Annotated in this window: 23 protein-coding genes; 2 read left to right on the plus strand and 21 right to left on the minus strand. The window is 51.2% G+C overall.

The genetic code is table 11. The annotated features are described in order from the left end of the window. Positions 1–162 precede the first annotated feature (162 nt). The 11 genes from B0W44_RS14735 to yfmF all read right to left on the minus strand — a co-directional run bounded on the left by B0W44_RS14735 (position 163) and on the right by yfmF (position 11,096). Positions 163–831 (minus strand): RecX family transcriptional regulator, encoded by a 669-nt coding sequence (locus tag B0W44_RS14735; RefSeq protein ID WP_169835610.1) that lies wholly within the window; start codon positions 829–831, stop codon positions 163–165. A 75-nt stretch (positions 832–906) separates the two neighbouring features. Next, positions 907–1,953 carry a recombinase RecA gene (gene recA / locus B0W44_RS14740; protein ID WP_077720685.1) on the minus strand — a complete coding sequence of 349 codons (1,047 nt, stop codon included), beginning with the start codon at positions 1,951–1,953 and terminating at the stop codon, positions 907–909. A 163-nt stretch (positions 1,954–2,116) separates the two neighbouring features. Beyond that, positions 2,117–3,703 (minus strand): DEAD/DEAH box helicase, encoded by a 1,587-nt coding sequence (locus B0W44_RS14745; protein ID WP_077720686.1) that lies wholly within the window; start codon positions 3,701–3,703, stop codon positions 2,117–2,119. Positions 3,704–3,738: 35 nt separating this feature from the next. Continuing rightward, positions 3,739–4,974 carry a competence/damage-inducible protein A gene (locus tag B0W44_RS14750; RefSeq protein WP_077720687.1) on the minus strand — a complete coding sequence of 412 codons (1,236 nt, stop codon included), beginning with the start codon at positions 4,972–4,974 and terminating at the stop codon, positions 3,739–3,741. Between the two features lie 36 nt (positions 4,975–5,010). After that, positions 5,011–5,586 carry a CDP-diacylglycerol--glycerol-3-phosphate 3-phosphatidyltransferase gene (gene pgsA / locus B0W44_RS14755; protein ID WP_077720688.1) on the minus strand — a complete coding sequence of 192 codons (576 nt, stop codon included), beginning with the start codon at positions 5,584–5,586 and terminating at the stop codon, positions 5,011–5,013. Between the two features lie 70 nt (positions 5,587–5,656). Next, a complete protein-coding gene (locus B0W44_RS14760; RefSeq protein ID WP_077720689.1) occupies positions 5,657–6,499 on the minus strand; it encodes a helix-turn-helix domain-containing protein in 843 nt (280 codons plus the stop codon). A 38-nt stretch (positions 6,500–6,537) separates the two neighbouring features. Further along, positions 6,538–7,311: a DUF3388 domain-containing protein gene (locus tag B0W44_RS14765; RefSeq protein ID WP_077720690.1), complete on the minus strand. Its 774-nt coding sequence runs from the start codon at positions 7,309–7,311 to the stop codon at positions 6,538–6,540. A gap of 138 nt (positions 7,312–7,449) precedes the next feature. Continuing rightward, the gene (locus tag B0W44_RS14770) at positions 7,450–7,701 is read right to left on the minus strand and encodes a DUF3243 domain-containing protein (protein ID WP_077720691.1); all 252 of its coding nucleotides are present in this window, start codon (positions 7,699–7,701) and stop codon (positions 7,450–7,452) included. Between the two features lie 77 nt (positions 7,702–7,778). Then, the gene (gene ymfI, locus B0W44_RS14775; protein WP_077720692.1) at positions 7,779–8,528 is read right to left on the minus strand and encodes an elongation factor P 5-aminopentanone reductase; all 750 of its coding nucleotides are present in this window, start codon (positions 8,526–8,528) and stop codon (positions 7,779–7,781) included. After that, positions 8,512–9,813, minus strand: a complete 1,302-nt coding sequence (gene yfmH / locus B0W44_RS14780) for an EF-P 5-aminopentanol modification-associated protein YfmH (RefSeq protein WP_077720693.1) — start codon at positions 9,811–9,813, stop codon at positions 8,512–8,514. The genes ymfI and yfmH overlap by 17 nt, the downstream gene beginning before the upstream one ends. Positions 9,814–9,815: 2 nt before the next feature. Next, a complete protein-coding gene (yfmF, locus tag B0W44_RS14785; protein WP_077720694.1) occupies positions 9,816–11,096 on the minus strand; it encodes an EF-P 5-aminopentanol modification-associated protein YfmF in 1,281 nt (426 codons plus the stop codon). A 128-nt stretch (positions 11,097–11,224) separates the two neighbouring features. Here yfmF and B0W44_RS14790 point away from each other — a divergent pair, with 128 nt between their 5' ends. After that, a complete protein-coding gene (locus tag B0W44_RS14790; protein WP_077720695.1) occupies positions 11,225–12,643 on the plus strand; it encodes an alkaline phosphatase family protein in 1,419 nt (472 codons plus the stop codon). Positions 12,644–12,747: 104 nt separating this feature from the next. Beyond that, positions 12,748–13,671 (plus strand): DMT family transporter, encoded by a 924-nt coding sequence (locus B0W44_RS14795; RefSeq protein WP_228441206.1) that lies wholly within the window; start codon positions 12,748–12,750, stop codon positions 13,669–13,671. A 9-nt stretch (positions 13,672–13,680) separates the two neighbouring features. On the opposite strand, the gene msrA is transcribed toward B0W44_RS14795, so the two are convergent. The 10 genes from msrA to dapA form a co-directional block, all read right to left on the minus strand. After that, a complete protein-coding gene (gene msrA / locus B0W44_RS14800) occupies positions 13,681–14,664 on the minus strand; it encodes a peptide-methionine (S)-S-oxide reductase MsrA (protein ID WP_077720696.1) in 984 nt (327 codons plus the stop codon). A 76-nt stretch (positions 14,665–14,740) separates the two neighbouring features. Next, positions 14,741–16,318, minus strand: a complete 1,578-nt coding sequence (locus B0W44_RS14805) for a glycine betaine ABC transporter substrate-binding protein (protein ID WP_335582627.1) — start codon at positions 16,316–16,318, stop codon at positions 14,741–14,743. A gap of 25 nt (positions 16,319–16,343) precedes the next feature. Continuing rightward, entirely contained in the window at positions 16,344–17,453 is a 1,110-nt protein-coding gene (locus B0W44_RS14810) for an ABC transporter ATP-binding protein (RefSeq protein WP_077720697.1), read from the minus strand. A 204-nt stretch (positions 17,454–17,657) separates the two neighbouring features. After that, a complete protein-coding gene (locus B0W44_RS14815) occupies positions 17,658–19,973 on the minus strand; it encodes an FtsK/SpoIIIE family DNA translocase (RefSeq protein ID WP_077720698.1) in 2,316 nt (771 codons plus the stop codon). Between the two features lie 109 nt (positions 19,974–20,082). After that, the gene (locus tag B0W44_RS14820; RefSeq protein ID WP_077720699.1) at positions 20,083–20,295 is read right to left on the minus strand and encodes a YlzJ-like family protein; all 213 of its coding nucleotides are present in this window, start codon (positions 20,293–20,295) and stop codon (positions 20,083–20,085) included. Then, positions 20,292–21,074 (minus strand): ClpP family protease, encoded by a 783-nt coding sequence (locus B0W44_RS14825; RefSeq protein WP_077720700.1) that lies wholly within the window; start codon positions 21,072–21,074, stop codon positions 20,292–20,294. The genes B0W44_RS14820 and B0W44_RS14825 overlap by 4 nt, the downstream gene beginning before the upstream one ends. Before the next feature lie 271 nt (positions 21,075–21,345). Further along, positions 21,346–21,702, minus strand: coding sequence for an amidohydrolase family protein (locus B0W44_RS18845; RefSeq protein ID WP_077720701.1), 357 nt, complete (start codon positions 21,700–21,702; stop codon positions 21,346–21,348). Beyond that, positions 21,639–23,036 carry an amidohydrolase gene (locus B0W44_RS14835; protein ID WP_077720702.1) on the minus strand — a complete coding sequence of 466 codons (1,398 nt, stop codon included), beginning with the start codon at positions 23,034–23,036 and terminating at the stop codon, positions 21,639–21,641. Before B0W44_RS14835 ends, B0W44_RS18845 begins: the two co-directional genes overlap by 64 nt. Before the next feature lie 190 nt (positions 23,037–23,226). Beyond that, positions 23,227–24,900 (minus strand): ribonuclease J, encoded by a 1,674-nt coding sequence (locus tag B0W44_RS14840; protein WP_077720703.1) that lies wholly within the window; start codon positions 24,898–24,900, stop codon positions 23,227–23,229. Between the two features lie 211 nt (positions 24,901–25,111). Then, on the minus strand, positions 25,112–25,990 hold the full coding sequence (gene dapA, locus B0W44_RS14845; protein WP_228441209.1) for a 4-hydroxy-tetrahydrodipicolinate synthase: 879 nt from the start codon (positions 25,988–25,990) through the stop codon (positions 25,112–25,114). Positions 25,991–25,995 lie beyond the last annotated feature (5 nt).

A 25,995-nucleotide genomic window follows, 5' to 3' on the forward strand; every position in this document is an offset into this window, starting at 1 on the left:
ACTTACCGCTCGTCCTTTAAATCTCACTTATTCCGGTTCTCACGACAGGAAATTGGAATTATCCAGCTCCCTGATCCGGTTCCACAAGCTAACCTTTGTCATCTGCCATCACGATTTGGGAAGGCAGATATAAACAATTGTATCTTTTTGCCGAACACATTGTCAAGAATCCTGCCCGTCACCATCGCAAGGTGCTCCGTTTCCTTCGGCGCGCAATTCGTTTAACACGGCTGTAATGTGCGAGAGGGAGAAGCCTTTTCGCTGCAGAAACGATCCGATTCGCCGTTCAGCACGCCTCCACTCTAAATGTTTCAACCGTTCGTACTTTTTGTACGCCCACTCCCGCGCCAGTCGGTACTCGTCCTCGTCGTCGATAGGCGCGAGCGCCTCTGTAATAATTCGGTCCTCGATCCCCTTCTGCTGCAATTCTCGCTTAAGGGCGTAACGACCCTTTCCCCGCAATCGACGCCGCTCCTCCACCCACGCTCTGGCAAATGCTTCGTCGTTCACGTACCCGTAATTTTGCAACCGGGTGAGCGCCGCGCGAATGAACTCCGTCTCAAACCCCTTATCTTTTAGATGGCGTTCAACTTCTGCTCTCGTCCGCGGTTTATACCGGACGAACTTGAGTGCTGCGTGTACAGCCGACTGCCGCTCTTCTTCTTGAAGGACGTCCGCAACATCTGCTCCCTCAAGAACTTTCCCTTTCGACAAGCGGCAGCGGATCAAAACGTCTTCATGGACGCTAAAAGCGTACTCCCCGTCTACGTATATGTTAAAGCGGGCAGGGTTCCGCCTTTGTCGCTCGATTTTTGTGATCACCCGTTCCACGCCACATTCATCCTCCTGCTGACGGCAACAATGAAGCACCCGGTCAGGGTGCTTGAAAGGCATTGGATTATATCTTTACCGTTCGAGGTCCAACATGTCCACTTCGTTTTCGTCTGCCCGAAGCTGTTCGCCGTTAGGTTCCAGGCCGTAGTGTTCGCGAATCCGCCGTTCAATAGCAGCCGCTATTTCAGGGTGGTCTCTCAAGTGTTCTTTGGCGGTTTCACGCCCTTGGCCTAACCGCTCACCGTCAAATGAATACCAGGCCCCGCTTTTGTTGACAATGTTCAGTTCCGTCCCAATATCGAGCAAGCTCCCTTCACGGGAGATGCCCTCCCCGTACATAATGTCGACTTCCGCCTGTTTAAACGGCGGAGCCACTTTATTTTTGACGACTTTAATGCGCGTCCGGTTGCCGACCATTTCATTCCCTTGTTTGAGCGTTTCCGCCCGGCGCACTTCCAGTCGGACGCTGCTGTAAAATTTCAAAGCACGTCCCCCAGGCGTCGTTTCAGGGTTCCCGAACATGACGCCGACCTTCTCCCGAATCTGGTTAATAAAAATGGCGATCGTACGCGATTTACTGATGGCGCCGGACAGTTTGCGCAAAGCCTGTGACATGAGGCGCGCTTGCAAACCGACGTGGGAGTCCCCCATCTCTCCTTCGATTTCTGCTTTAGGCACGAGGGCAGCGACGGAGTCGACGACGATAATGTCGATGGCGCCGCTGCGGACGAGTGCCTCAGCAATTTCCAGAGCCTGTTCCCCTGTATCCGGCTGAGAGAGGAGCAACTCGTCAATGTTGACACCAAGTTTCTCGGCGTAGACGGGATCTAGGGCGTGCTCCGCATCAATAAAGGCCGCTTGTCCGCCGTTTTTCTGCACTTCTGCAATGGCGTGCAGAGCGACTGTCGTTTTACCGGACGACTCCGGTCCGTACACTTCGATGACCCGACCGCGGGGATAACCGCCGACACCTAAGGCGATGTCTAAAGCGAGGGCACCGCTGGAAACGGTAGAAACTGGGGCGTTGGCGGCTTCTCCCAGTTTCATGACAGACCCCTTGCCAAACTGCTTTTCTATTTGCCGCAAAGCCATTTCCAGAGCTTGTTTGCGATCCGACACGTCGACCTCTCCTTTTTATGATCACGTTGTCTCTACTTCCATCATAATCGTTTTTGAAGCATTTGCCAAGCATTTTTACGAACGTTTATTCCCCTTCAGGTGTAGCAGCGCAAGCGACGGCATGCGCGTCACAATTTTGGCTGGTGCCGAAGGAGAATGAGTCCTATCTTTTTTCTCGCGGACGGGCCGGCTCCATGTTAATGCGCGCCCCGTTGATCCGCGATTGCTGCAGCGCTTCAAATACGAATGGGGCCACTTCTTCCGGGACTTCGACGAAAGTAAAGCGGTCGAAGATGTTAATTTTTCCGATTTCCCGGTCGGAAATGTCGGCCGCATCCGCTATCGTCTTGACGAGATCTCGGGGGTTCATGTCAATGTTTTTCCCAGCATTGATGAAAAAGCGCACCATGCCGGGAGCCGCCCCTGTCTCCCCGAAACGGTATCCGTCAGCCTCAGGGGACCTCTCGTCAAACGCCAGTTTCAATGCAGCCGCCGCAACGTCCAAAATGTCTACACCGTGTTCCCGGGCCAACGTTTGCACCGTCTCTTTAAACACTTTCACGTCATCGCCGCCGTCGTGGATGGCGTTTAACACTTGCTCGATCCACGTCGCTTGTTGCTTTTCCGCCACTTCTTCTAACGTCGGCAGGTTGCGCGCCTCTAAAGATGACTTCGTCTCTCGGTGAATGGTGTTCAAAAGCTTCATTTCGCGCGGTGTCACAAGCGTCATGGCGATCCCCGACTTTCCGGCGCGCCCGGTGCGCCCAATGCGGTGAACGTAGCTCTCCGCATCTTGCGGGATATCGTAGTTGATGACGTGGCTGACGTTGCTCACGTCGATGCCGCGGGCTGCCACATCGGTCGCCACCAACAGTTCAATTCGGCCGTTGCGGAAGTCTTGCATCACCCGGTTCCGCTGCATTTGATTGAGGTCGCCGTGCAGGGCGCTCGCCAAATACCCCCGGGACTGAAGAGCTTCCGCAAGTTCGTCAACACCCTTTTTGGTTCGACAAAACACGATCCCCAACTCCACGTCATCGCTGTCCAATATGCGGCAGAGTCCGTCGAGTTTATTTTTTTCCAGCACTTTGTAGTAAACTTGCGTGACGGACGGGGCGGCGACGTCCCCCTTGTTGACCGAAATGCGCTTCGCCTGTTTCATGTACCGTTTGGAGAGACGCAGTATTTCCGGGGGCATGGTGGCCGAGAACAAAAGCATTTGACGCTCTTCCGGCAAATGGCGCATCACTTCCTCGATATCGTCGACAAACCCCATGTCGAGCATTTCGTCCGCTTCGTCCAACACCATGATGTTGACGGCATCGAGTTTCAGCGTTCGGCGATGGATGTGGTCCAAGACGCGGCCGGGTGTGCCGATGACGATGTGTACACCTTGCCTGAGGGCCCGTATCTGACGGCCGATGGATTGGCCCCCGTAAATCGGCAACGTCTTGACCCGACTGTTTTTTCCGATGCGGCGAATTTCGCCGGACACTTGAATGGCGAGCTCACGGGTAGGGGTGAGGATGATGCTCTGAACTTTTCCGTAGCGAGAGTTGATCCGCTGCAAAATCGGAATGGCAAAAGCAGCCGTTTTTCCTGTTCCGGTCTGGGCCTGTCCGATCAAGTCCACGCCTTCTAAAATTTTGGGGATACATTTTTCTTGAATGGGGGAGGGTTTTTCAAACCCAATGTCGTGTATCGCTTTTAAAATCGTTGGTTCTACGCCAAGGTCTTCAAATCGAATCAATGTCGCAATCACCTTTCAACCCATACTTATTCTAATTAAATTAAATGCTGGTACAAGAGGTGCAACGCGTGTTTTGCTGCACGCACTTGTATCGTCTCCCTTAGGCCAGTCAGCTGCAACGGCTTCACAACTGTTTCTTTCCCGGGGGAGGCGAGGCCGACATACACCAGCCCGACAGGTTTGTCTTCCACGCGATCAGGACCCGCGACCCCCGTCACACCGATGCCGTAGTCGCTGGAAATACGGGCTCGTGATTTTTCTGCCAGCCATCGCGCCGTCTGTTCGCTGACCGTGCCGTGCTCCTCAAGGACTGAAGCGGGAATGCCGAGCCACTTGCGCTTCGCCTTTCCACTGTAACAGACGTACCCTCCGAGAAACGCTTCGCTGCTACCCGGAACAGAAGTGATCATGTTTGCCACGAGACCGCCTGTACAGCTTTCAGCCAGGGCCACCGTCTTCCTTAACGCTGTGAGACGTTTCACAACGACCTCCGCTAGGGTGACGTCCCCAGTCCCGTATAAGTACTGGCCGACCCGGCGACGTATTTCTTTCTCCGGCCGCTCTATGAGCGCCTCGGCTTCGGCAACGGACGCCGCCTTCGCCGTCAAGCGCAAAGTCACCTCTCCCTCCTTGGCCAACGGTGCAATCGTCGGATTGTCCTGACAGTGGATCAAATCCATGATGTCCGTCTCCAGCTGAGATTCGCCAATACCGAAAAACCTCAGCACGCGAGAGTGTACCACTTCTTCACTCGGCAACAAGCGGCGGAAGTACGGAATCACATGTTTGCGAAACATCGGTTTCAACTCCCGGGGAGGTCCCGGGAGCAGTACGTAATGGCACGCGTTTGCTTCAACGGCCAAGCCGGGAGCGGTGCCGTTTTCGTTGGGAAAAACAGTTCCTCCTTTAAACACAAGGGCTTGCTTGCGGTTGTTTTCTGTCATACTCCGGCCCCGGCGTTCAAAAAAGTCTTTCAGCCGCGATAAACTGGGCGGGTGCATCACTAACGGAACACCTGTCACCTCAGACACAACTTCTCTCGTCAAGTCATCGTCCGTCGGTCCGAGACCGCCGCTCAAAATGATGACGTCCGCCCGCCCATTGGCGTGGCGAATGACGTGCTCCAGGCGTTTACGGTTGTCACCGACGACTGTTTGATAATGAACGTCTATTCCCAATTTGGCCAGTTCCTCCGAAAGGAACTGGGCGTTTGTGTTTACAATCTGACCGAGCAACAACTCAGTTCCGACCGCTACGATTTCCGCTCGCAACCGGCTCTCCCCTTTTGAAAAAAATTGGAAGGCGCATTATGCCTTCACCAGGATTTCCCTATTTTTGACAAAATAGTCTACGCCAGACCAAACAGTGATGATGACAGCCGCCCAAATCGCGATTTGAGCAAACGGAATCTGAACAAAAGAAAACGGAACGTTATTCAGCATTAAGGAGACCAACGCCACGATTTGAATCGACGTTTTCCACTTGGCGAGTTTGCTGGCCGCGATGACGTAACCTTTTTCTACCGCAATCAAGCGCAGACCAGTGACGGCGAACTCCCGCCCGATAATGATGACAGCGATCCATGCGTCTAGCCGCTGCATCTCGACCAAGGACACTAACGCCGCTGTGATCAACAACTTGTCGGCCAAAGGGTCGAGCAGTTTCCCTAAATTCGTGACGAGTTTCCTTTTCCGGGCAATATAGCCGTCCAGTCCGTCGGTGCTGGCAGCGACAATAAAAACGAGCACTGCAATGACTTCACTGACTGAAATGACAGAACTGCCGACTTGCAATGTCCCCAGGTCGAAATTGACCGACAAAAACAAAATGATCACTGGAATTAAAACAATGCGTGCGATCGTAATTTTATTGGGGAGATTCAATGTGGGTACCCTCCCCGCCCTGCAAGCGTTTCGCCGTTTTATGATGATCCATCATCGTCTGTCCATGCCTTTACTCACTTGGATTGAGCTCAAAAATAAAATTGCGCGGCTCTTTGAAGTCTGTCGCAATGTCCGTATCGTTTACCGAAAGTTCGAGCCCGGGCGGATTGCCGACTCGAATGTACAGACCGTTTTTCGATGTGAACTGTTGGGAATCCCCTTCCGCCAACACTTCTGAAGTTAAGACCTCTCCTTTCGAGTCACCTTCCCGCACTTCGACCCACACCCGGTCACTCGTCTTCACGTCCATCGTCAACTCATCTGTTCCGTTTACCGTGTAGTAAATGTTTTCCCCTTCTTCACTTGTTTTTTCGACTGTAACCGCTGGTTCTACGTTTTCTTCAGTTTCCCGTTCCTCCTGAGTGTCGTCACCTGCATCGTCCACGCCTTCCCCACTACTCTCGGAATTCGTTTGTTTCTCGTCTTCGCTGTTCTCCCCTGAAAAAAAGTCCACACCCATGTTGGCCCCGTCGACGGCTGTATAGATGACAGTGCCGACGAGAACCAAAAACAGTATCAACAGCCCCCGCGAAAACCACTTCGCTAGCGAAAAGGAAGGCTCTCTCTCTCTGTCAGCCCGGCGGCTCAAGGTTTGGAACTCCTGCACAGATTCCAGTTCATCTTCCTCGGGTTTCGTTATCTCGGCAAGCAGAGGTTTCGGATCGATCCCGACGTGTTCAGCGTACGTGCGTATAAATGCACGCGTGTAAAAGTGCCCCGGCAACCTGTCAAATCGGTCTTCTTCGATCGCTTTTAAATAATGCGGTTGAATTTTGGTGCTTTCTTGTATATCTTTAAGTGTCAACCCCTTGGCTTCCCGAGCCTCCCTCAGAGTTTGGCCTACACTGGACATCTGTGTACCTCCTTCATCGCACGTTAACACGCTTATACTTAACTGATATCGAAAGAAGAATATCCGGCATTAACAGTCTCATACGTAATCTCCTCGTTCGGATGGCTCCTGAGCTCGATGATGCAATCAAAATCTTCCATCGTATACTCAGTCTCACGCACAAAAATGTCGGGATGTTCAATCACTTTAGTCGCACTGTTGCGCAGGACTTCCCGAACGAGCATCTGATGTTTTTCCGAACCCCGCATCGTGGTCACGATACCGTCAATGATGTAGACGTGCTCATCCGACAGCTCATCGTCGGCTAGCTGGTGGCGCACTGTTTGCCGAAGCAGTGTCGAAGAGACAAACGTCCAACGCTTACTGGCACACACACTGGCGGCGACAATAGATTCCGTCTTGCCGACGCGGGGCATCCCGCGTATGCCGATTAACTGGTGACCCGGTCGTTTGAACAGTTCGGCCATGAAGTCGACCAACAACCCCAGTTCGTTGCGAACAAAGCGAAATGTGCGCTGACTTCCAGTATCTCTCTCAATATAGTGTCCGTGACGGATTGCAAGCCTGTCGAGTATCGTCGGAGGGCGCAATGCTGTAACTGTCACTTTGTCTACATTGTTCAGTAACCGGGACAACGCTTCAACTTTTTCTTTTGCTTCCGTCTGCAACAACATCCCCCTGCGCCGGTGGTCGACACCGTTGATCGTGATGATGTTTATTTTCATCATGCCGAGTACAGAGGCAATATCCCCCAACAGTCCGGGGCGGTTTTTATGTATTTGGTACTCCAAATACCACTCCCTTGAACTCATGACATCTCGCCTTCCCTGTTTTCCAACAATTGCACATCCTCATTATAGCACACACAACCACATTACATTAAACCATCAATTCACAGAGTCTACAACAAAAAAAGCCCTTCGCGTCACGGAAGGGCGTACTCGTCAAATCTAATGGGTTTGGCCGACCAGTTTCACCATTATGTTGGCGAGAGTCTGTTGTTCCTCTTCAGTGCTCACTTCCCACATCTGTTTCAGCAACTTTTCTTCTCCGTTTTCCGGATGGACTTCTTGCGCTAAGTAATCACCGATTTCCTGTGCCATGTTGGCGATCATTTGATTATCCATACCGAGGGAACGGGCTTGCTCGACGCGGTCGTGCAAAAACCCCTTCCAATCTTCAAAGTTCTCTAAGACAGACATCGTGATCCTCCTTTCGACAAATACAAAATAACGTCTATCTCGTACTATGTCCCGTTCATCTCGTTTTATGCATCTGTTTAAGGAGTAAACCATCCGCCGTTCACGTGCAAAATCTGCCCGGTCATATACCCGCTCTCAGGCGAGCACAAGTGGGTAACCCAAAAGGCGACGTCTTCAGGCGTACCCAGTCGGTCGAGGGGAATGGCAGCCACAGTCGCCTCCCGGTCTTCGCGACTTAACGAATCGAGCATGTCAGTATCAATCGCACCAGGGGCCACGGCGTTAACCGTAATGCCCGAAGGCGCCCACTCTTTAGCCAGCGCTTTAACAAACCCGTTCACTGCACCTTTGGCAGCTGAGTACAACACTTCGCCAGCGCCGCCCGTACTCCCCCAGATGGAGGAAAGACAGACGACCCGTCCTTGTTTTTGCTTCAAAAGGCAGGGAGCGACGGCTTTTAGCACGTAAAACAACCCGCGAACGTGTGTGTTCATCACATCCTCGTAATCCTGTTCCGACATGTGCTGAAACAGCCCCGAGTTGCTGATGCCGGAACAGTATACGACCGAGTCGATGCGTCCCCACCGCTGCAAAGCTGAATGCACCATGCACTTAACAGCCTCTCGGTCCTTCACATCGGCCGCGACCGTCCACACTTGAGATCCGTTGGTACGGCAAACCTGCGCCACTTCTTCCGCTTTTTCACGGGATTGGTTGTAATGGAGCGCGAGCGTTGCTCGATATGCGCTGAACCGCTTCGCGACGGCAGCACCTATCCCGCGGCTCGCACCGCAAATGAGCACGACTTGTTCAGCTAGCGGGCGCATCGGCCTTTAGCGGGCGAACGACAGAAGCGGCGCAACGGTCGAGTTGAAAGTGGTGCTGTAAGCGGTCGTTGATATCTTCAACCTGTAAGTTCTCCAACACCGGCACGACCCGGAACAAATCAGCTTGGTTGAAGCGATATCGGGTAAACTGGTTGGCGATGAACTCGGGGGAATTCAATTGGCGCAAAAATTCTCCAATTTTCTTTTTGCGCAGCCGTTCAAACACGTCATCGGCGATCCCTTTGTCAACATATTCGGGTAAAGCGGATCGAATGCGCTGGATCAAGGCGTCCGGGTCTTTCGTGTCTCCACCGAACATACTAAATCCGTAGCCGTGTTCCAACACGTAGTCAAAGCCGAACTGATCGTCTATCAGTCCGTCGTCGTACAGTCGTTGGTACAAGTCGGAACTCTGGCCAAAGAGTGCTTCGAGTGCAATTTGGGTCGCAAATTCCCGCTTGAGAAAATCGTCACCTTGAAGCGCCGACTTCTCCTCTTTAAAGCCCATCAGACACTTCGAGATGCCGACAGGAAGCTGAACTTCGTTCAAGGATTGGTGAATGTCCCCGGTCTCTTGCGGATAAAACCGCTTGATCTCCCCTTTCATCTCAAAAGGTTTAGCCGCCTGATTGTCCCGCACGAGTTGCATAATGTTTTCGTGGTCAACGCCGCCGACGACGAACAGGACCATGTTGCTCGGGTGGTAGAACGTTTCATAACATAAGTACAGCGTTTCCTTTGTAATGTTTGCAATGGAGGCAACCGTACCGGCAATGTCGATGCGCACCGGATGTTCACGGTACATCGCCTCGATCAACCCGAAGTAGACGCGCCAGTCCGGATTGTCGTCGTACATTTGGATTTCTTGACCAATAATGCCTTTCTCCTTTTCCACATTTTCATCGGTAAAATACGGGTCCTGCACGAAGTTGATGAGCGTCGTCAGATTTTCTTCCACCCGATCGGTGCACGAAAACAAATAAGCGGTGCGGTCGAAACTGGTGAAGGCGTTGGCTGAGGCACCGTTTTTGGAAAAGTCCTCAAAAACGTCGCCATCTTCTTGTTCAAACATTTTGTGTTCCAAAAAGTGGGCAATCCCGTCCGGCACTTGCACGCGCTCCCCGTGAGGGGGCTGAAAGTCGTTGTCGATAGACCCGTAGCGCGTCGTAAACGTCGCGTACGTTTTTTGAAAGCCCTGTTTTGGGAGGATATACACGTTTAAGCCGTTCGGCAATTGTTCGTGATAGAGCGTTTCCTTCAACTGGTCAAATACGATCGTTTCCACCTTTACCCCTCCTGTCGGTTGCGCAAAAAGTACACAGTGTCAAGGGTTACTTTGCCTGCCATCTTTTCCACATCACCTTTTGTCGTGCGTCTGATCTCTGACAAAAAGTCGTCTAGGGAGCGACGTCTTCCTGACAAGACGCCGTGATAGTAAAAGTCAATAAGCTGATTCGGACGATCCTGCATCTCCCGCAACTGATTGGAGAGCATCGTTTGCGTTTGTTCCAATTCCTGATCGGTGATGCGTCCCTTTCTGAGATCGTCCAGCTGCTGTTCGATAATGTTGAGGGCGCGTTCGAAATTCTCTATTTCGATCCCGGACTGAATGGTTAAGAGACCCTTGTGCGATTCGAGGCGCGAAGAGGCATAATAGGCCAAACTCGCTTTCTCCCGCACATTGACAAACAGCTTGGAATGGGGAAAACCGCCAAGAATGCCGTTGTAAACCATGAGCGAGACGTAATCGTCATCTTGTATTCCCGTCTGCGTTCTCAGTCCTAGATTTAATTTTCCCTGTTGGACATCTAGGCGGTCCACCACGCGGCGCACTTTTTCTACACGGTGTACCGGCGGGGCGACGTCCACTGGTTGAACTTTTTCCCGCTCAAAGCGGAAGTGACGACCGACGAGATCGACGACGTCTTTTGGTTCGACGTCACCGACGACGAAAACGTCGACAGGGGCTGTGCGCAACATCTCGTGAAATTCGGCGTGTAACCCTTCGGGGTCGATCGCCTCCAGCTGTTGGACGTCACCGTAGTTAAACAAACTGTACGGTTCTCCTTTGCACATCTCTTGGACACAGCGTTCGGCCGCATAACGCATTTTGTCGTCGATGAGGCTTTCAATGCGCTGCCGCAAGTTTTGTTTTTCCGATTGAACGTACCGGCGGACAAAACCGTTTTCTTCCGTAGCAGGCCTCGTCAAAACTTCCCCGAGGAACGCCATTCCCCTCTCCAAAAGCGGTGCCGTGTCAGACAAATAGCGTTCGTTGGCAAGTTCCAGCCCGAACTGTAAAATGTGCCGTTCGCCCCGTTTCATCACATTCCCGTAAAACGTGGCCCCGTACATCTCGTCCAAATGATCTTTTATGGCCTTCAAACTGGGGAAAGATTGTGTGCCGCGGCGCAAAACTTGCGGGAGGAGAGCGGTGCGCGTGACCGCTTCTTCTGTCAACGGTCGCTGAATGTTGACGACAATCGTGTTGGTTTTGTATTTGTCCGTCGGCAGGACGTGGACGTTGACGCGGTTGACTTCTGTCTGCTGAAAAAGCGGCGCTGACAATCGATCGTCTCCCTTCAACTCATAATCAGTGGATACATTGGAAAGTTTAACCTTAACAACGTTCAGACATACAACGTTGTTCCTACATTATATACCATCCTTTACCTGACGGAAAGCGAGGTCATCTCATGGCAAACGTCTTGTTCATCGTCGTCGACTCCCTCATGCCCCAACCGCTCAACACCCTGTTGCAACAGCGGGAACTGCCTGGCTTTTCCTTTTTGATATCCCACGGCTACCAAACGACACTGACCAGTGTCTTTCCGACGATGAGTGTCGTCAACGACAGTTCCATCCTGACTGGGACGTACCCAGACGAGCACGGCATACCGGGATTAGTTTGGTTTAAGCGGGACGAGAGCCGGATCGTGGACTACGGGGACGCGTTGGGAAACATCATCCGACAAGGGGCGTTAACAGTCGGACGAGATACAGTGAAACATTTAAATGACACGCACTTGAGCCAACAGGTGGAAACGATACACGAATACTTGGCCAAACGGGGCATCTCTTCCGCATCGGTGAATCTCATGGTACGCCGGGGGCTGTCAAAACACCCCCTGCGCACACCGTTTAACCGCCTGCTCGGTGTTGAAAGCGTGAGCGGGCCAGAGTACTTGCATTTGGGTTACTTTTTGGACGACGGAACCGAGAATTTCCCCACTCCTTTCAATCAGTACGGATACGGTTACGACCAGGTGAAGCAGATGACCGTCAACTTGATGACGCATCCGAACCGACCTCGCTTGATCATCTCGTACTTGTCCGATCCAGACAAGACCATTCACAAAGAAGGTCCTGACGTAAGACGGCCTGTGTACGATGTGGACCGTTTTATCCAACACATTCTCGGGACCTTTCCTTCGTGGGAAGACACTCTACAGACGTGGACGATCGCGGTCATGGGGGACAGCGGACAGTCCCATGTGTTACAAAACAAAGCCAAGGCGTTGATCCGGCTGGACGAGTTGCTATCCCCCTACACATTGCTAGGGATGGGCAAAGGGCAAAATGAGGCTGATTTGGCCGTTGCTCCCAACGAGCGTTCCGCCTACGTGTATCCGCTCTACAGTCAAATGGATCTCCCGCAGCTAGCAAAACGGATTTTGAGGGATGAACGGGTCGATCTTGTCGCTATGCCAACAGATAAAGGCGCACACGTACTGACCGCAAAAGGAGAGCTTTTTCTCCGTAAAGGAGGATCCCAGTCTGATCCATACGGGCAAGCGTGGGAAGTGGAAGGCGATCCGGCTCTCCTCGACGTAAAAGGAACTAAAAACTGCTGGGAGTACGGGAAATACCCGGATGTGTTCCGCCAACTGTACGGAGCTGTTCACTCGCAACCGCCTCCCTTCGCCTTGCTTGCCGCCAAACCTGGCTACGAATTTCAATTTCAGACTTCCCCGACACACGTCGGCGGCGGCAGCCACGGCGGAATAAGTGAAAAAGAAATGACAGTCCCCCTCATCGTAGGGGGAACGACTCGCAAACCAGTCTACAACCGTTTAGTCGACATGAAAAAGTTTATGATAGATTGCCTTGCATAAGTAGACAATAATAACATTATGTAAACAAAAAAGTCCGCCAAACAGCTGCATAGTCCTTTATAATAGAGTGTGGCAAACATTTTTGTTATTGGCGGTGTTTTCTTTTGCACAAACGGTGGCACGTTGCATTACTCGTTTTGCTGATTACGCTCACTTGGGGCTACGCGTGGGTGCACATGAAAATCGGCTTGGCGTACATGGGCCCTTTTACTTTTTCAGCATGGCGCTTCGGAATCGGCACGTTGACGCTCCTGTTAGTGCTGTGTTTTCGCAAGAAACTGTTGCCCAAACGAACACACATCCCGGGGATAGCCGTTGTCGGATTCTTGCAGACGACGTGCGTCTTTTCACTCGTCATGTACGCCATACGCTTTGTAGCGGCCGGCAAGTCGTCGGTCCTCCTCTACTCGATGCCGATTTGGAGCAGCCTGCTGGCTGTTCATTTTTTGGAAGAACGGCTGAACGTCCGCAAGTTGACCGGGGTTTTGTTAGGAGGCGTCGGTCTTTGTTTCATTGTGGGCTGGGACGTGTTCATCCAGCGTGAAACGTCCACTGCCCTCGGAGAATGTCTCATCGTCCTCGCGGCCCTTTCCTGGGCGCTGGCCAACATTTACGTGAAGAAGCGCTTTTCCGACGTAGACACACTTCAAGTTTCAACCTACCAGATGGGTTTTGGAACGATCGGCCTTATTCTGGGAGCTCTTGTGGTGGAATGGGGCGATCCTGTCGTCTTCAATGCGACAAGCATTGTGGCCGTGTTGTTCACCGGCGTCTTGGCATCGGCTTTTTGCTTTACAGCCTGGTTCTTCGTCTTGTCGGTCATTGACACGACGACGGCGACGATCTCTACAATGCTCGTGCCGGTGTTCGGCCTCTACTTCAGCTGGCTGGTACTGGATGAAGCGTTGAATTGGCAGACGATCGTCGGAACGCTCCTCATATTGTCCGGCATTCTCGTAACTCAGATCAGAGGACCCAAGGAGCGTTCCGCAGTAAGGGGAAGCGCTGCTGATGCAGCCGACGTGTAACGCCTCAAATCATTTGTCCTCTTCTTCAAAGAGGTATCGGTACTCCCCATACCCTTCCTTCTCCAAGTCTTCTTTCGGTATGAAGCGAAGGGCAGCGGAGTTGATACAGTAACGGAGACCGCCCTTGTCTTTCGGACCGTCCTCGAACACGTGACCGAGGTGGGAATCCGCCTTTTGGCTCCTGACTTCCGTTCGAACCATGCCGTGGCTGAGGTCCAGTTTTTCCTTTATTCTGTCCTCTTGAATCGGTTTTGTGAAACTCGGCCAGCCGCACCCTGCGTCGTACTTGTCGCGGGAGCTGAAGAGCGGTTCTCCTGACACGACGTCGACGTATATGCCTTCCCGCTCGTTATCCCAGTACTCGTTGTCAAACGGCGGTTCGGTGGCGTTGTTTTGTGTGACCTCGTACTGAAGGGGAGTGAGCCGCTTCTTCAACTCGTCCTTGTCTTCTCGATGTCCCCAGTGTTTCTCGATAAACGCGTCACGCCCCGACCCCTCGCGGTACCGTTTGTAGTGGTACGGGTTTTTCTTGTGGTAATTCTGATGGTACTCCTCCGCCTCATAAAACGGTTTCGCCGGCAAAATAGGTGTCACGATCGGTTTATCGAAGCGACCGCTCTCTTCCAGCGCTTTTTTTGACGCTTCGGCTTTTCTTTTTTGCTCTTCCGTGTGGTAGAAGATGGCGGTCTTGTAAGAAGAGCCCCGGTCGACAAACTGACCACCTGCATCTGTCGGATCGATTTGCTGCCAGTAAATGTCCAGCAGCTTCTCGTACGGAAACACGGAGGGGTCATACGTAATCTGCACCGCTTCTACGTGTCCAGTCGTACCAGAACACACTTCTTCGTACGTCGGGTTTTCCGTATGGCCGCCCGTATAACCGGAGACAACTTTTTTGATGCCCGGCAACTCTTCAAAAGGCGACACCATACACCAGAAGCAGCCTCCTGCAAACGTCGCCAGCTCGTGATCTGTTTTGTTTGCCTCAGTCATGCAGATCCCTCCATCTATGAGAAAACCATTCGTTTTTTACCATCGTACACGAGCCAACAGCCAAAAGTAAAGTTGTTCAATCAATCAACCCCTCTTCTTCGAGGAAATCAATGGCGACTTGTTCATAATCTTCGCCATCGATATCCACCCGGGCATTGAGTTCCCGCATTTTTTCGTCATCAATTCGCCCCTGCAGCATGTTCAACACTTCTTCCAATTCGGGGTGAGCCTCCAGCGTGTCTGCCCGGATCAGCGGCGCCGCGTGGTAAGGTGGGAAAAAGTTTCTGTCGTCCTCCAGCACTTTGAGATGAAACGCCGGTATGCGCCCGTCAGTGTTAAAGGCGTCAATCACATCCACTTCCCCGTTTTTGATCGCATTGTACATAATGCCCGAATCCATCGGCTGAGTCTCGGCAAACGAGATGCCGTACGCTTCCTTTAAGCCCGGATATCCATCATCCCGTTCTAAAAACTCCGGTTCCGATCCGAGCGTTAAATTTTTCGCGTAAGGTTTCAAATCCGAAATAGTTTCGACCCCCCACGTTTCAGCGTCTTCCTCGCGGATCGTGAGAGTGTACGTGTTATTAAACCCGATCGGTTCCAACCAGACGAGGTCGTATTCTTCTTTAAACCTCTCCTTCACCAATGCGTACGCCTCGTCCGGATCGCTGACAAGCTCTTCCCCCAGGATGTTCATCAGCGCAGTACCCGTGTACTCGACGTACAGGTCGTAGTTGCCCGTTTTGACGCCGTCAAACGCAGGCGCCGTCCCGCCGAGGAACGACTCGTACTCCACGTTCAAATCGGTGTGTTCTTCAATCAGGTGTCCCATGACGTAAACCATGATTTCCTGTTCCGTAAAGTTTTTTCCCGTGATCGTAATCGTATCGCCACCGAAGCCGCTCAGGTCGACTGTGGAAGCAACCGGTAAAATCACGATGAGCGCGATGGCGGCCCACTTAAAGGCACGGGAGCCGCGTGTGGATTGTTTCTTTTCTTTTCTCAGCCCTCTCGGTGTTGCATCTTTTTCCAGCTGCTTCAGCAAAAAGTCGAACAAAATCGCCAACAGAGCAGCCGGAATAGCTCCTCCTAGGATGAGACCGGAGTTGTACGTCTGCAGCCCGCGGAAGATCAAATCACCGAGGCCGCCGGCACCTATCAATCCAGCGATCGTGGCGACTCCGATAATGAGCACTGTCGCCGTGCGGATGCCTCCCATGATGACAGTCAACGCGAGGGGAAGTTCAACCATCCACAGCACTTGTCGATTCGTCATCCCCATCCCGATCCCGGCTTCAATGACAGAACGGTCGACACCGCGTATGCCGAGATACGTGTTACGCAAGATCGGCAGCAGTCCGTACACGGTCAACGCAATAATCGCCGGCAATTCACCGGTTCCGACGAAAGGAACCAAAAACACGAGCAAGGCGAGGCTGGGTATCGTCTGGAAAACAGCCGTTACACCGATAATCGGGTCTGCAATTTTAGGATGACGGGTTAAAAAAATGCCGAGGGGGACGGATATGACGATGGCAATGGCGATCGAAATGAACGACAGGAAGATGTGTTCAAGTATGAGGTTCCACACCATTGGCCATCGGTCGAGAAAAACTTCAAGGGTATCGTCGATAAGTTCACTAATTGCAAACACCTCCTTGACACGTGTTCCAGTCCCACTACACGAACTGATCGACTATGTGTTCAACCAGACTCGCCCGGTTGACAATTCCTCGCAAACGCCTACTGTCATCGATCACGGGGACAAAACCGTAGGGGGACTCGTTGACAAGGTGAAACGCCTCTTCCGCTGAATCGTTGGGATGAATGACCGGGACATCTGTCTTTTTAATGTCGTTGAGGGTTAACTCCTCACGGTCGAAATGTTTCTGCACGTCCCATATGGTGGCAATGCCGAGAAACGTGTCGTCGTCGTCCACGACAAGTAAACTGTCGACTCGCTTTTTGCGCATGTACTTCAGCGCCTCTGCCAATCCCCGTCGAAAGTGTGCTGTCACCGGTTGGACTGTCAACGCTTCAATGCCAGGTAAGGGCAAATTGTCCTGGATACGCTCTTCTCCGATAAAACCGCGCACAAACTCGTTTGCAGGACGACGCAAAATGTTCTCAGGCCGATCCAGCTGGACGATTTCACCGGCTTTCATAATGCAGATGCGGTCGGCGATTTTTAAAGCTTCATCCATGTCGTGCGTGACAAAGACAATCGTTTTGCGAATTTCTCGTTGTAACCTGACCAATTCGTCTTGGAGCTGCTCACGGCTGATGGGGTCCAAAGCGCTGAACGGCTCGTCCATGAGGATAATTTGCGGCTCTGCGGCCAGGGCGCGGATGACACCGACGCGCTGTTGCTGCCCGCCGCTCAATTCGTGAGGGTAGCGGTCACCGTACGTTGCACTGTCCAGGCCAACCATCTCCATCAACTCGTTCACTCGGTCCACATACCGCTTCTTTTCCCACTTTTTTAAGCGGGGGACGAGGGAGACGTTCTCCCGGATGCTCATGTGCGGTAAGAGACCAATTTGCTGTATGACGTATCCGATATTGCGCCTTAAGTTGACTGGGTCTTCTTGTGCAATGTCCTTTCCGTCAATCGTAATCGTTCCGTCCGTCGGTTCTATGAGTCGGTTGATCATTTTCATCGTCGTCGTCTTGCCGCACCCGCTCGGTCCGATTAAAACGAGCAACTCTCCTTCGTTCACTTTAAATGAGATGTTTTTAACCGCTTGAAATTTACCGAATGACTTGGAGACATTTTTGAACTCGATCACCGTTTCACCTCCTAACAACGGTTTTACATCTTACCATTCCCTCAACCGCAAATCAAATACGGTAAAGCCGGCTAGACACGGGATATAGGGGATAACTTTCAGAATTGTTTAGTTTAAATCATTCATACGAAACATTCGGACCTCTGTACGTAGAACTCAAAAAGTAAATCCCGCACACTTAATATAGTGTACGGGATTTTCCGTTTACCCCGTTATTTGTTCACTCGACCGAATTTGTTCCGGTGTGACGAGCACTTCTCGCGGTTTACTTCCTTCGTACGGTCCCACGATGCCGCGTGCTTCCATCTCGTCGATCAACCGAGCGGCTCTCGTGTAACCGACACGCAAACGGCGCTGGAGCAATGAGACAGAAGCGGTCTTGGCTTCCACCACCAGCTTGACGGCCTGCGGATACAACTCGTCCGTAACGTCTTCCGCTTCATCGTTTAGATCGTCGTTCTTGACCATGATCTCTTCATTGTACTGGGCCTCTTGTTGTTCTTTACAGAAATTGACGATACTTTCAACTTCTCGATCCGAAAGGAAGGCGCCTTGGATTCTCGTCGGTTTGGAAGCTCCTACGGGCAAATACAGCATGTCTCCGCGACCGAGCAGTTTCTCTGCCCCTCCCATATCGAGAATCGTGCGCGAGTCCGCTTGCGAGGAGACGCCGAATGCAATGCGCGACGGGATATTGGCTTTTATCACCCCTGTAATGACGTCGACTGACGGTCGCTGTGTCGCGATGATCAAATGAATCCCTGCAGCCCGCGCCATTTGGGCCAGCCGAATAATCGCATCTTCTACATCGTGGGGTGCCACCATCATTAAATCAGCGAGTTCGTCAATGATGACAACGATGTAGGGTAGAGCAGGGTAAGGGCGGTCAGGATGTCGCTCTAACATGATCTCGTTGTAACGAGTAATGTCACGTGCGCCGCTTTCCGCAAACTGCTCATACCGCTTTTCCATCTCGCTGACGACTTTTTTCAACGCTAAGGCGGCGCGGCGCGCATCGGTTACAACTGGAGACAGGAGGTGCGGGATGCCGTTGTATATGTTGAGTTCCACCATTTTGGGATCAATCATGAGGAACTTCACTTCATTCGGATTGGCTTTATATAAAATGCTCGCAATCAACCCGTTGATGCACACGCTTTTCCCGGAACCTGTCGCACCTGCTACGAGCAGATGGGGCATTTTGGTCATGTCCCCGACAATCGGTTCGCCTGAAATGTCTCTTCCGAGGGCAAGCGTCAATTTAGAAGCCGACTCATTATACTCCGGGCTCTCCAACACTTCCCGCAAACTGACGACGGCGACATCGCGGTTAGGCACCTCAATGCCAATCGCCGCCTTTCCCGGAATCGGGGCTTCAATGCGAATGTCCTTGGCCGCCAACGCTAATGCCAAATCGTCTGTCAGGTTCACGATGCGACTCACTTTGACCCCAATGTCCGGCTGTACTTCATACCGCGTCACCGCCGGTCCCCTGTGTATTTGCGTCACCCTGGCCCGTACGCCGAACGATTCTAAAGTTTTTTCTAATTTTTTCGCATTGGCCGTCATGCCCTTGTGTTCTTCTTTTTGTTTCGTCTTCTTCGGCTTGTCCAACAGATTGAGCGACGGCAGTATATAATCGCTCATATCTTCGTCATTACTGAGGTTGACGACAATCGTCCTTTCCCCATCTGGTTCCTCGCGTTTGGCATCTTTTGACAGCCCCTCGTTATCTCGGGACGGCTCTCTCCTGTTTTCGTCATCCGCATTTTCGATAAAGTCGTGTATGACTGGGGTTTCCATTTCAGCGGAACTGGACTCGCTGTTCTCTTCCGTGTCCTGTCGGTTGTCTTTCGCCTCTTCCTGAATTTTCCTCCGTTCGTTGCGTCGCATCTGTATGCTGTCCCACACTTGATCCAACCGTTCAAACAATACGTGTTTTACCCGGCTCAAGCCTTGCTTAATTTTCTGCAATAAAGACACGTAAGACATGCCGGTTAACATCAACAATCCAATGAGCACACATACAGCTACAACCACTTTCGTACCCGTGTCGTCAAACAAGTACTGAAAAAAAGCATAAGCCACTGCACCAATCATTCCGCCCCCGATGTCTGTCGGCAAATCGGCGTTGCTCTCGTCGAGGACGAGTTTCCACGAAGTGCGCACGATAGAGTGCTGAGCATCGGGATTTTCACTTTCTAGCGATTGAAACAAATGGATGTGGTTCGTGATTAAAACCGCCAGCAACAACAGTAAGAAGCCGGCGTGACGCCGAGTCCACCGCTTCGGCCATTCGCGTTTAAACATTATGTACAGTCCCAGCCAGCCCCCGATAACCGGTATGATAAAATCCCACGTTCCCACAAAAAAACGGAATAAATACGTAAAAGACCTGCCGACGGCCCCTAGGCTGGCCATGGAGATCACCGACAGTGCCAGTATGACAATGCCGTACAGTTCAAATGCCAATCCCTTTTTTAACCGGTCTTTCCGCGACCTTCTCCGCTTTCGGGCCATGGCGCTCCCTCCTGAAAGCCTTCGTCGCATTTATTATAACATGGAAACAAAAAAAGAGACCAAGCCAGAAAAGCTTGATCTCCAAAGGAGCGGTGTCCACTCGTCAAACTTAGAAAAAAGATATCGTCCTCCCCGGTTGGAACAGCGGGTTGAGAAAGTCATCCGGGTTGGAACTGATCACGCGCACGATCCTCGCTTCACCTTCTTCAAGGGGTTCTATCAACATGTGCACGCCTTGGTACACAATTTCCCTGGGAGCCGAGCGCGGCTTGTCCCATCCCTCAAAGACTGATTCCAGCGGTAGAGGGGTGTAGTGGATCACTGCATCACATCCTTTACACCGCGTTTGTGTTCTGCAATCATTCGGTTTAAAGCACTCATCGCTTCTGCCAGTCCCCCCACTTCGTCTATGAGACGGTACTTGACAGCATCTGCCCCGATGATATTCGTGCCGATGTCTCGTGTCAGTTCTCCCGTGGTAAACATGAGCTCTTTAAACTTCGCCTCCGTAATGTTGGAATGCTGCGTGACAAACTTGACGACACGGTCTTGCATTTTATCCAAGTATTCAAACGTCTGGGGAACCCCGATGACGAGGCCGCTTAACCGGATGGGGTGAATGGTCATCGTCGCCGTCTCGGCAATGAAACTGCGATCGGCTGAGACGGCAATGGGCACGCCGATACTGTGACCACCTCCCAACACGAGCGTGACAGTCGGTTTCGACATGGACGCAATCATCTCTGCTATTGCGAGACCGGCTTCAACATCTCCGCCGACAGTGTTCAACGCGACTAAAATGCCCTCAATTTTAGGATTTTGTTCAGCTGCCACGATCTGCGGAATAATGTGTTCGTATTTAGTGGTCTTGTTTTGCGGCGGCAATACGACATGCCCTTCAATTTGACCGACGATGGACAGACAGTGTATATTCGTTTCCACCGTCGGTACATTCGTCTGCCCTAGTTGTTGAATTGTGTTGATGACATTTTTTTTGGGCTCCTGGCTATTAGGCTGTGCAGGATTTGGAGCGTTTGGCTGAGGTGTGTCCGGCTGCTGGGGAGACGGTTGCCCAGGGTTAAAGTCGTTTTGATTTTCCATGTAACGCATCCCTCCTGCCAGTAGTATGTGTCCGTTAAGTGTGGATTATAGAAATGAAGTGAGAAGATTGAATCCCACGGCCCTTTCGCAGGTTTTCCGCTAGATGTAACGTTTTCATGACCATTTCAGTTGGGCGAACAGCTTACAAATGGAGTGGATACAAAAGGCGTCCAAGATTCCAAAAGAACGCCGCAACCGCTCCAAAACCAGTCCAAATGGAATAGATGCAAAGTCCGGCCCCGATACCGTGAAAAATGCTCTCGAGCGTCCTTTATTTTTCGTACACCACTTCTCCGCCAACGACAGTTGTAAGGACGTTTATGTCTTTTAGTTGTTGTTCCGGAATTTTCATAAGATCTCTGTCAATGACAACAAAGTCGGCAAGCTTGTCGGCCTCTAAAGACCCTTTTTTCTCCTCTTCAAAACTTCCTTTAGCTGCCCATATCGTAAAGGCCCTCAAGGCTTCTTCTCTCGTCATTTTCTCCTCCGGATACCAGCCTCCAGCCGGTTCTCCATCACGGTCCATCCTTGTGACAGCCGCGTAAATTCCGTGGAAAGGATTGACTAATTCCACCGGGGCATCTGATCCCCGACGATGTAAGAACCGGCATCCAACACCTTGCGCCACGCGTACGAATACTTAATGCGTTTAGGTCCAACCCGATCTTCGGCCATATTTTTGTCCGAGGTGGCGTGCACCGGCTGCATAGAAGGAATGATTCCAAGCTCGGCTATACGCCTAATTTCGTCAGCGGTCGCCACTTGGAAATGTTCGATTTTCCAACGGTGATCGTCGAGCGGATCTTCCTTCAGCACCTTTTCATACGTGTTAATCGTTTGAAGAATCGCGCCATCGCCAATGGCATGTGTGGCCACTTGCCAGCCATGTTTACGAGCTTCCTTGACTAATCGGTACAATTCCTCATCTGTAAATCGATAATTGCCTTTATGGCCCGGCCGATCGTGATAGTCCTCCAAAAGGGCTGCACTGCGAGATCCTAGAGACCCATCACCCATGAGTTTGATGGACCTGACTGTAAAACGGTCTCCGTACAAACCGATTTCGGGCCCTTTTTGATAGTAATGGACGAGACTTTCCCCCGTTTCTCCACCTGTTCCGCTGGCAACCATCACATTTAATCTGACTTTTAAACGTCCGTCCTCGTACAAGCGCTTTATTTCTTCTATGTCATCTAAATGGGAACCGGCATCTGTTGCACTCGTGATTCCATTGGAAAATAGTTCCTCCTGGGCTTTTAAAAGCCCGTCTTTTACACGTTCCGAACTGTAAGGAGGAATTTGGGATGTAACCGGCTCTTCTGCCGTATCAATCAGGATGCCAGTCGGTTCCCCATCGGTATCTCGAATAACCTCACCTCCTGTGGGATCAGGCGTGTGTTCAGTTATTCCTCCTATTTCAAGGGCTTTTGAGTTCACCCAGACAGAGTGTCCATCCACTCTCGTTAGCACAACCGGGTTGTGAGGCGCAATGGCATCAAGCTCTTCTTTGGTCGGAAATTTTTTCTCTTCCCAAAGTTCGTGGTTCCAACCGCGACCTAAAATCCACTCTCCCGGATCTCGACGGCCGACTTCTTCTTTCACCATGTTCAATATCTCTTCCTTCGTTTTGTTAAAACCGTCAATTTGAATTAAATTCCGCGCCATGCCAGGAAAATGCAAATGTCCATCGTTCAACCCTGGTATGACCGTTTTTTCATTTAGGTCTATCACTTCCGTGTCGGAACCTATATATGGCTCCACTTCTTCATCACTACCGACATAGACGAGTTTTTGGCCTTTGATGGCCATTGCACTTGCTTTTGAAAATTCATGATCAACCGTATAAATATTTCCATTTACATAAACCGTTTCAGCCTCTTTCTGCCTGTCGGCGTCAGATACACATCCGTTTAATATTAAAAAAGTAATAGTCATCAAAACAACTGCCAACTTTTTGGCCACCTAGTGTCCTCCTTTGTCACTTAATGTTGAACTTTTATATATTATATTTAATATTTTAATTATATATGATATTGTAAATCACATGATGTTGTGCACCGTTGCCGAGTTTAGTGACAAGGAAATCTTTGTCTCGAAAAAAAAGAGCCACAAACCCTTTAGTCGCAAAGGCTTGTGGCACTACCGTGTCCGGTTACACTTCCATGATGATGGGCAAAATCATCGGACGGCGGCGCGTTTTTTCGTACAAATACCTTCCTAACTCTTCACGAACGCTCGTCTTCAGGGAAGCCCATTCGTTCACATTGTCATCCATACACTTTTCCAGTGTCTCACTTACAATCTCGTTCGCTTCTTCCAGCAGTTTCTCGGACTCTCGGACGTAAACAAATCCGCGGGAAATAATGTCTGGTCCCGACAGGATCGTGCCTTTTTGCTTGCTCAATGTGACGACAACGACTAAAATTCCGTCTTGTGACAAAAGTTTGCGGTCTCGTAGTACAATGTTTCCAACATCTCCTACCCCAAGTCCGTCAATTAATATGTTCCCTGTGGGCAGTTTGGGCCCGAAACGCGCCCCGTCTTTCGTAATTTCGACTGAGTCACCGATATCACAAATAAATACATTTTCTGGCTTTACTCCAGTGGATTCTGCGAGTTGGGCATGAACACGTAACATACGGTATTCCCCGTGGATAGGAATAAAGTACTTCGGTTTCATTAAGTTGAGCATGAGCTTTAAATCTTCCTGACTGCCGTGTCCCGAAACGTGGACACTGTGTGCACCACCTGAACTGTATACGACATTCGCTCCTAGACGGAACAGTTGGTCCACCGTTCGCGCAACGTACTTTTCATTACCCGGAATCGGGGTCGCCGCAATAATGACGGTGTCCCCGGGCATGATTTCAAATTTCCGGTGCGAGCCAGAAGCCATGCGCGCCAAAGCAGACATACGCTCTCCCTGGCTTCCTGTCGACAAAATGACAACTTCGTGAGCCGGCAACCGATTCACTTCATCAGGCTCTATCAGTATGCCGTCCGGAACGCGCAAGTAACCGAGTTCAATCCCTATGTTGACGACGTTGACCATACTTCTTCCGATAATGCACACTTTGCGGTGGTTTTTTTCCGCCGCGTCGATCACTTGTTGCACACGGTGCATATTCGAAGCAAACGTTGCAACGATAATGCGCTGTGTCGCTTTGTGGAATACGTCATTGATCGCTTCACCGACGTCCTTTTCTGACCCGGTAAAGCCTGGACGTTCGGCGTTGGTGCTGTCTGAAAGCAGACACAGTACACCCCGTTCGCCAATTTGGGCCATTTTGTAGTAGTCAGCGTATTGACCGTTCACGGGCGTTTGATCAAATTTGAAATCGCCGGTGTGCACGATTGTGCCGACAGACGTCTCCAAACAGATACCCACGCTGTCCGGTATACTGTGGTTCGTCTTGAAAAACGTGGCCGTCAGTCTGCCCAACTTAACTTTAGATTCGCTGTTAACTAAAATGCGCTTTGTCCCATTTAACATATTGGCTTCCCGCAATTTATTTTCCAGCAAGCCAAGTGTTAACTTCGTACCGTAGACGGGAACGTTCAATTCTTTTAACACATACGGCAACGCGCCAATGTGGTCTTCGTGCCCGTGTGTAATTAAAATTCCCCGAACCCGTTCCTTATTTTCCACGAGGTACGTAATGTCCGGAATGACAACGTCGATGCCAAGCATCTCTTCTTCCGGAAACATAATACCGCAATCGATGACCACGATATCTTTCCCGTCTTCCACGACGTACATGTTCTTCCCAATCTCGCCCAAACCACCGAGAGCAAATATCCTCACGCTCTCTTTTTGTTTGGACAAGTGAAAACATCTCCTTACATCTATTCGATTGTCGCCACAAAAAACCGCACATATGTCACTTAACATGCATTATACCCCAAACCGGGTGACAAAAGCAAATGCTTCGGGACGAAAGAGCGACAAGGACTAAAAAACCACCAGAATGTCGAGTTTGCGACATTCCCGGTGGCAAGGATCACTCAAGTTTCCCGTGTATCATTCTCCGCTTTGTCTATTCCAACTTTATGTCTTTCACCAGTTCCGTCACGACTCTTTTCTCTTCTTCACCCATTTCAACAAGGGGGAGACGAACGCTCGGTCTGCCGTATCCCAGCTCGGCCAACGCCTGTTTGACCGGTACGGGATTGGGAGCTACAAACATCCCTTCAAATACGTCGATCCACTTCTCGTGCAAAGAACGGGCCTTCTCTGTGTCACCGTCGACGAAGGCGTCAATCATGTCTTTGATTTCTGATCCAATAATGTGGCTTGCGACACTGACCACACCGTGTGCCCCTAATGCTAACAGCGGCAACGTGTTTTTGTCATCGCCACTGTACAGGCGGAAGTCTTCAGGGGTTCTCTTCACGATCTCCATTGCTTGCACAAAGTCGCCGCTCGCTTCTTTTACAGACGTAATGTTAGGTATTTTTGCCAAACGAGCAACTGTGTCCGCTGTCAAGTTGGTTCCCGTTCTTCCGGGAACGTTGTAGAGCATGATCGGCAAATCCGTGGCCTCTGCCACAGTGCGAAAATGCCGGTACATCCCTTCTTGTGACGGTTTGTTATAGTACGGAGTGACGAGCATAATCCCGTCGACGCCGCATTCAGAAGCCTGTTTTGTCAACTCCAGCGACGCCTGCGTCGAATTGCTTCCCGTTCCTGCTATGACCGCCGCCCGGCCGTCCGTGACTTTCACCACGTGTCGAATCAGGGCGATTTTCTCCTCCGACGATAGCGTTGGTGATTCTCCCGTCGTCCCGGCAACGACGAGGCCGTCGCTGCCGCTCTGGATCAGCATTTCTGTTATGTGCGTCACTTCGTCAAAATCAATGTCTCCCTTTTCGTCAAATGGCGTGACCATGGCAGTTAACAATCTTCCAAATTCCAATAGGT

The organism is Novibacillus thermophilus (assembly GCF_002005165.1).
Lineage (GTDB): Bacteria > Bacillota > Bacilli > Thermoactinomycetales > Novibacillaceae > Novibacillus > Novibacillus thermophilus.

What these genes read in the sequence shown, in the direction of transcription:
- msrA (WP_077720696.1), bottom strand. Translation starts at nt 14,664, where the DNA reads ATGACTGAGGCAAACAAAACAGATCACGAGCTGGCGACGTTTGCAGGA.
- B0W44_RS14815 (WP_077720698.1), bottom strand. Translation starts at nt 19,973, where the DNA reads ATGGCCCGAAAGCGGAGAAGGTCGCGGAAAGACCGGTTAAAAAAGGGA.
- ymfI (WP_077720692.1), bottom strand. Translation starts at nt 8,528, where the DNA reads ATGCGCCCGCTAGCTGAACAAGTCGTGCTCATTTGCGGTGCGAGCCGC.
- B0W44_RS14825 (WP_077720700.1), bottom strand. Translation starts at nt 21,074, where the DNA reads ATGGAAAATCAAAACGACTTTAACCCTGGGCAACCGTCTCCCCAGCAG.
- B0W44_RS14765 (WP_077720690.1), bottom strand. Translation starts at nt 7,311, where the DNA reads ATGAGTTCAAGGGAGTGGTATTTGGAGTACCAAATACATAAAAACCGC.
- B0W44_RS14790 (WP_077720695.1), top strand. Translation starts at nt 11,225, where the DNA reads ATGGCAAACGTCTTGTTCATCGTCGTCGACTCCCTCATGCCCCAACCG.
- B0W44_RS14770 (WP_077720691.1), bottom strand. Translation starts at nt 7,701, where the DNA reads ATGTCTGTCTTAGAGAACTTTGAAGATTGGAAGGGGTTTTTGCACGAC.
- B0W44_RS14760 (WP_077720689.1), bottom strand. Translation starts at nt 6,499, where the DNA reads ATGTCCAGTGTAGGCCAAACTCTGAGGGAGGCTCGGGAAGCCAAGGGG.